The organism is Imperialibacter sp. (genome assembly GCF_040222815.1).
In the GTDB taxonomy this organism is placed as follows: domain Bacteria; phylum Bacteroidota; class Bacteroidia; order Cytophagales; family Cyclobacteriaceae; genus Imperialibacter.
This window is the reverse complement of record NZ_JAVKCH010000018.1, coordinates 182077-188076: the sequence shown is the minus strand read 5'-3', so window position 1 is coordinate 188076 and position 6000 is coordinate 182077. Positions and strand designations below refer to the sequence as shown.

The following is a 6000-nucleotide window of genomic DNA, read 5'->3' as shown; positions in this document are numbered from 1 at the left end:
AGTGAATGTGGGCTTCACTGGATGTCATAGGGAAGTTTGCTTGGATTGCCCGCCACAATTTATAATTTTAATATCGCCGTGGCTAAGTGCCAGTGGAAGCGGAGCTGCATCAAACTCCCACACTCACTTTACTGAGGCGTTAGGCTCAATAGTCTTCAGGACGGAAATGACACCAACTGACGAACATATCAAAGAGATTGCCGACCTTCTGGATTGTGGACAAATCTGTTTCTTCCACAAGCCGACGGGGTCGATCGAACATTACTCTGACCCTGAGGGTGAATACTTCGACCCCGAACCCTGGAAAGAGATAATGAAGGCAATTGAAGCTGATTTGGACAACTATATACGTTTTGACAAGATGGATTCCCGACAGGGCTTTCAGGTGATGGAAGACTTTGCAAGATCACTAACCGACTCGAACTTCCAATCCAGACTACTCGAAATTCTTGCTCAACGTAAACCCTTCAGCAAGTTTAAGTTTGCGGTAGACAACTCGAAATATCGGCAGACTTGGTTTGATTTCAGAGATCAGGCCAACTTTGAGTGGGTTCGACAGCAGTTGCATTAGAAATACACAACACTGGCCATGACCGGCAACAAAATGCGTCTTATCAATGAATAAAGAACTGATTTACAGAAACATAGCCTTCATTTCTGCAATCATGCTGATTTTTGGTCTTTTTATCAACTTTAGAGAGACAGATGCCGAAGCAATAGTTGATTTAGTATTTGCGTTGGTAACACTCAATTCCGTAATTTTTGCATTCCTTTGGTTGAGGAACGTCGTTCTTTTGATCGGCTACTTCCTCTATCTAGTCTCCTTTAATTTTGAACTTCTAATTAGTCCTTTGTTTGCCGACTATGCAGTACTTGGATCCACTACATTTTTTTTTCAGCTAGACCTAATCGCAATAGGAATTGTCTTGGTTGGGCTTTTCGCAGATAAATACTTTCCAAGCAAACTGAGGCTAACATTAATACCGATTCTGCTTATAACTTTCATTGGGACGGCTGTTTTCCAACTCCTGATGAGGAACTACGGATAGTATCTGGATGACAAGAAATGTGCATAACACAACGGTAAAATGAATGTGGGCTTCACCTGGAATCATAGGTTGGTTGGCTTGGAATGCCCGCCACAATTTATAATTTTATCATCGGCGTGGCTAAGATGTAGTGGAAGCGGAGCTGCATAAAACTCCCCCACTCATTTTACCGAGGTTGGCCACAACTTCTCACAAGTAAATTGTTTACATTTAACGAAACATTTATAGCTTTGTCTCAGTTAAACAAACCAACTGAATGATAGAGCGATTTGACACGGTTTTGCTGGAAGAGGCGATGGAGTTTCTCCGTAAACAGCACCCGAAATCAAAGAACAAAATCTTGCAGAACATCGAACGGGCAAGCCAAAAAACTGACCCAAGGCTGTTTAAAAAGTTGCAAGGTGAAATTTGGGAGTTCAGAACGCTTTATCTAGGCTTGCAGTATCGACTTCTGGCATTCTGGGACAAAACCAATAAAGAAAATACCTTGGTTTTGGCGACCCATGGCACAATCAAGAAAACCGATAAAGTGGACCAAAAGGAAATAGACAAGGCAGAACGAATTAGACAACAATATTTTAAAGACAAGGAATAATGAAAGCTTATACACTTGACGAAGCAAAAGACGAATTAGTCGGAAAGCCTGGGACTCCGGAGCGTGAGCAATATGAATTTGAACTCAGATTGGAACTGGTTGGAGACATGATTCAGCAAGCCAGGAAACAGCGGAATCTAACCCAAGAAGAACTTGGAAAGCTAATTGGGGTGAAAAAAGCACAAATCTCCCGATTGGAAAACAATACCGGTAACATCACACTGGAAACGGTGTTGAAAGTTTTTAATGCGCTTGGTGCCAAAGTGAACTTCAACATCCAAATGATGGACAACCAAATCAACGTGGCTTAACGAAAAATGTGGCTAACATTCGCTGATCAGTCATGGGTTTCTGTGGTTTAGGAAGGTTCGGAGCTGTTGGAAGCTTCAATGCTATATTTAACTTTAGAAGATAAAAAAAAACCCACGCACGATAGCTAGTCGTTGTAGCCCATGATCTTGCGGAAAGTGACATTCGTAAACGCAAAGAAAAAATGGCTCTCTTTCAGGCCGCTCGGTAAACGACTTCGCTGCCATCATACAACCCCTCATCCGTATCACTCACACTAGGCCAACACTTAGCCCCCTCTTTGATGACAACTTCCGACTCGGCCAGCGCACTCAGTTTACATAAGAATCGAAGCTTTGGTTTGTGAGAAGGGTTTGTGTGGAAATAATTTCTTACATTTTGTTAACCAACTTTATGCAATATTCATTTCGCTATTCAGAAGTTCAACTTTGAAATTGACTTTTGCTTTCAAAGCTTCAAATACTTTCAAGATAGTCTCGATAGTCACATTTTTGGCATTGTTTTCAAGTTTAGAAATTTGGGATTTTCTAACGCCAATCAGGTCGCCAAGCTGTTCTTGCGTTAGGTGACGTTCCTTGCGAGCTGTCTTGATCATATCACCAATGAGTTCAAGTTTCAACTCAAATTCAAACTGATCTCTTCGAGGTGTTGCTATCTTGCCAATTAGTAAATCCTGTGCTTCGTCTAAACTATACTTTTTCATATTCCCTTCTTTTTCTGTTCAAAGTATTCAACCCTGATCTGTTCGGCTTTTTCAATTTCCTGAGGGCTTACTTTATCAGTTTTTTTGATAAATCTATGTGTACCGCAAACCAGCGTCATTTCGTTGTTTTCCTTATCTCAAAAGGCGAGAATCCGATATTGAAGTCCGGTATACTTGGTTCGGAATTCGCAAATGTTTTGATTTAGCTTTTTGAAAAGTTTCGGATCATTTAGAATCAGCGCCTTTCGGATATTGTAGAATATCTTGTCCTGAACTTTATCATTTTGGCTTTTGATGAATCCGAAAGCCTCTTCCAGCAACTTGATTTCAAACTTTTTCTCCACTAAATCAACATAAATTAATACATAGCAAAGCTATTTCAGGTTTCAATAAAAGGAAACTTTAATCCATGAATGATTTGAATGCTTGACTATTTTTCTCAGCAATTTAAAGTCTGTTGTGGCTAAGTAAATGTAAATGACAGGACTAAGGCCGCAACACCCCCACTCTGTTTTTCGCCCACGCCGCTTACGCTCAATCCCCTTTCCCGGGCGATTCACGCCCGCACGGCCATCGCACCTACAGTAGACAGTCAGTCTGCAAGGCCATGGACAACTGCAACGCAAGGAAGGCTGTCCTGCTGATGGCGCTGCCAGACAATGAAAAGGGCTACAACATGGATACTATCATGCATGGGGGGCTCGGTGGTAAGGAAGCGGTGGCTGGCTTGGATTGTCCGCCACAAGGGTTAATTTTAACATCGCCGTGGCTAAGTGGTAGTGGAAGCTGAGCTGCATAAAACTCCCACACTCATTTTACCGAGGCGTTAGGCTCAATGTCTGCGGACGTGAATGCAGGACGCAAGAATTGGCAGACTTTCTTGTTCTTGCGGGCATAGTGCAACAGGCTGGCTTTTCAAGGTCTTGCAGAAAAAATTAAACAATCTAAATGGCTGAAGACGGACTAGTCAAATTGCATATCGACCTGCCAAACCATTGGGGAACTGGCGGAGAATCGATGTGGGCGGAACCACTTGGGAATGATCTGTATCGGATAGAAAATGTCCTTTTTTACGCTTATGGGTTAAATTATCAAGATATTGTCCGAGCGACAGCAGACTCAGAGGACTTAAAACCTGAGGTAAGAGAGCTTGTGACAGACGCTGGCCATCGAACGTTCCGTGTGATTTTCGAAAGGACCCTAGATAAGGCTGAGCAAGAAACCATCTTAGATTCCTTGAACGGCTTAGGTATTACATATGAACGAGCCACCCAATCATACGTAGCGCTGGACATGGAACCTAGTGGAGACTACCAAGCAACAATGGATCAACTTGCAAAATATGAAGAGCAAGGTCTGTTGGAGTTTGAGACATGTGAAGCTAGAGTTGAAGGTAGCTTTGACGACCGTCCTGACGAGGAAGATGACGAAAAAAGAGCCTAACAAGGGCCTAAAAATGAATGTGGGCTTCGGCGGTTTTCAAGCATTCGCTGGCTTGGATTCTCCGCCACAAAAGTTAATTTTATCGTCTGCGTGGCTAAGTGCTGATGGAAGCGATATTTGATAAAATTCCCACACTCACTTTACTGAGGTTAGCGACAATTCTTATGTGACTGTTATGTGACTAAGCTAAAATTTAATAGCTATATTTGCTTGTAGACACCAATTCTAATATGATTCATGAGTGATCGAGAGCTGAATATCCTATTGAGTGAGTTACGTTCACTTCCCAATGAAACAGAATGGCTTGAATTCAAGGTTAATAATGATGTTGCACTTGGAGAGTATATTTCAGCATTATCAAATTCGGCATGTATTCATGACAAACCACATGGATATATTGTGTTCGGCATTGACGACAAAACTCACAGAATCGTTGGTACAAATTTTAACCCCAATAAAAAAGGCAAGGGCAATGAAGATCTAATTCCATGGATCACTAGACTTTTGAATCCAAGAATTCATTTTGAAGTATTCACTATAAATCACGCTGAAGGAAACGTAGTTATATTCCGAATAAAGGCAACAACGAACACTCCCGTTGCATTTCAAGGCACTCCTTTTGTCAGAATTGGCTCTTACAAGCAAAAGCTCTCTGATAATCCTGAGAAAGAAAGATTGATTTGGACTAAGAAGCCAGTTGTTCAATTTGAGAATGAAATAGCGGAAGAAAATTTAGATATAGACCAAGTATTAAAGCTATTAGATTATCCATCATATTTCGACTTAATGAATCTTCCGCTTCCATCGGATAAAAGTGGGATAGTTGAAAAGCTAATAAATGAAAAACTCATTCTCAAACAGGGCTCTAAATATGCTATCACAAACCTTGGAGCCATACTATTTGCAAAGGAAATAGAACACTTTGAAACACTTGAAAGAAAGGCTGTTAGGGTTATTATATACGATGGAAAGAATAAGCGTAAAACCATAAAAGAACAAACAGGAAAAAAAGGTTATGCTGTTGGCTTTGAAGGCTTGGTAAACTATATAGACGATCAACTGCCATCCAATGAAATAATAGATAGTGCCTTAAGAAAAGAAGTAAAAATGTACCCTAAATTGGCTATTAGGGAACTCGTAGCGAATGTAATCATTCATCAAGATTTTAGAGAAAAAGGCACTGGTCCGATGATAGAGTTATTTTCTGACAGAATCGAGATATCTAATCCTGGTAAACCGTTAATTAATACACTCAGATTTGTAGATCATAATCCGCAATCAAGAAATGAAAGATTAGCACACTTTATGCGGAGGCTAAATATATGTGAGGAAAGAGGAAGTGGAATCGATAAGGTACTTTTTGAATGTGAGTTTTTTCAACTTCCTGCACCAAAAATAATTGAAGGAGAGAACTACACTAGAATAATATTATACTCTTATAAGACTTTACGTCAAATGGATAAAGAGGATAAAATTAGAGCTTGTTACATGCATAGTTGTTTAAAAATAGTCTCTGGAGAATACATGACAAATCAAACGCTTCGAGAGCGATTTGGGATTGATGAGAAGAATTATTCTATAGCATCAAGAATAATATCAGAGACAATTAAATCTGGCTTAGTGAAAGATTATGACCCTGAAAGCAGTTCTAAAAAGCATGCTAAATACGTCCCTTTCTGGGCATAGTTTAAGTGATCGTAATGTGACTGTGCTAAACAAATTTTCTTTATTGAGACTGAAAATGCAGTTTCTTATGTGATAAATCTCGCTAATCGAGTAGACGGCCGATGAGTGATTAAGCTCACCGGTGCGCCTCTGGAACGCCAGCCCCGTCACATCCACCATACGTACGGCCGGCATGGAACGATCTCGTATACGGCCCGACGTGGAATGGGTTCGTA

General features: G+C 40.7%; 9 protein-coding genes. 7 read left to right on the top strand and 2 right to left on the bottom strand.

Going from position 1 to position 6000, the window contains the following annotated elements:
* The 4 genes from RIF36_RS07755 to RIF36_RS07740 all read left to right on the top strand — a co-directional run.
* Positions 1-571: UPF0158 family protein (locus RIF36_RS07755; RefSeq protein WP_350130017.1), on the top strand; the 571-nt coding region annotated here is incomplete at its 5' end.
* Positions 572-617: 46 nt separating this feature from the next.
* The gene (locus RIF36_RS07750; RefSeq protein ID WP_350130014.1) at positions 618-1049 is read left to right on the top strand and encodes a hypothetical protein; all 432 of its coding nucleotides are present in this window, start codon (positions 618-620) and stop codon (positions 1047-1049) included.
* A 256-nt stretch (positions 1050-1305) separates the two neighbouring features.
* Positions 1306-1644, top strand: a complete 339-nt coding sequence (locus tag RIF36_RS07745; protein ID WP_502880845.1) for a type II toxin-antitoxin system RelE/ParE family toxin — start codon at positions 1306-1308, stop codon at positions 1642-1644.
* On the top strand, positions 1644-1955 hold the full coding sequence (locus RIF36_RS07740) for a helix-turn-helix domain-containing protein (RefSeq protein ID WP_350130008.1): 312 nt from the start codon (positions 1644-1646) through the stop codon (positions 1953-1955). Before RIF36_RS07745 ends, RIF36_RS07740 begins: the two co-directional genes overlap by 1 nt.
* A gap of 389 nt (positions 1956-2344) precedes the next feature.
* Here the strand turns inward: RIF36_RS07740 and RIF36_RS07735 are convergent, their stop codons facing one another.
* Positions 2345-2656, bottom strand: a complete 312-nt coding sequence (locus RIF36_RS07735; protein ID WP_350074179.1) for a helix-turn-helix domain-containing protein — start codon at positions 2654-2656, stop codon at positions 2345-2347.
* A gap of 137 nt (positions 2657-2793) precedes the next feature.
* Positions 2794-3000, bottom strand: a complete 207-nt coding sequence (locus tag RIF36_RS07730) for a hypothetical protein (protein ID WP_350074180.1) — start codon at positions 2998-3000, stop codon at positions 2794-2796.
* A gap of 263 nt (positions 3001-3263) precedes the next feature.
* On the opposite strand from RIF36_RS07730, the gene RIF36_RS07725 reads away from it, so the two are divergent.
* The 3 genes from RIF36_RS07725 to RIF36_RS07715 all read left to right on the top strand — a co-directional run bounded on the left by RIF36_RS07725 (position 3264) and on the right by RIF36_RS07715 (position 5785).
* Positions 3264-3446 carry a hypothetical protein gene (locus RIF36_RS07725; RefSeq protein WP_350130005.1) on the top strand — a complete coding sequence of 61 codons (183 nt, stop codon included), beginning with the start codon at positions 3264-3266 and terminating at the stop codon, positions 3444-3446.
* A gap of 158 nt (positions 3447-3604) precedes the next feature.
* Positions 3605-4099, top strand: a complete 495-nt coding sequence (locus tag RIF36_RS07720; protein WP_350130002.1) for a DUF4265 domain-containing protein — start codon at positions 3605-3607, stop codon at positions 4097-4099.
* A 237-nt stretch (positions 4100-4336) separates the two neighbouring features.
* On the top strand, positions 4337-5785 hold the full coding sequence (locus RIF36_RS07715; RefSeq protein ID WP_350129999.1) for an ATP-binding protein: 1449 nt from the start codon (positions 4337-4339) through the stop codon (positions 5783-5785).
* The last annotated feature ends 215 nt before the right edge of the window (positions 5786-6000 follow it).

Bases quoted from the DNA above. Each gene is read 5' to 3' on its own strand.
- RIF36_RS07750 (WP_350130014.1), top strand. From the start codon at position 618: ATGAATAAAGAACTGATTTACAGAAACATAGCCTTCATTTCTGCAATC.
- RIF36_RS07745 (WP_502880845.1), top strand. From the start codon at position 1,306: ATGATAGAGCGATTTGACACGGTTTTGCTGGAAGAGGCGATGGAGTTT.
- RIF36_RS07740 (WP_350130008.1), top strand. From the start codon at position 1,644: ATGAAAGCTTATACACTTGACGAAGCAAAAGACGAATTAGTCGGAAAG.
- RIF36_RS07735 (WP_350074179.1), bottom strand. From the start codon at position 2,656: ATGAAAAAGTATAGTTTAGACGAAGCACAGGATTTACTAATTGGCAAG.
- RIF36_RS07725 (WP_350130005.1), top strand. From the start codon at position 3,264: ATGGACAACTGCAACGCAAGGAAGGCTGTCCTGCTGATGGCGCTGCCA.
- RIF36_RS07720 (WP_350130002.1), top strand. From the start codon at position 3,605: ATGGCTGAAGACGGACTAGTCAAATTGCATATCGACCTGCCAAACCAT.
- RIF36_RS07715 (WP_350129999.1), top strand. From the start codon at position 4,337: ATGAGTGATCGAGAGCTGAATATCCTATTGAGTGAGTTACGTTCACTT.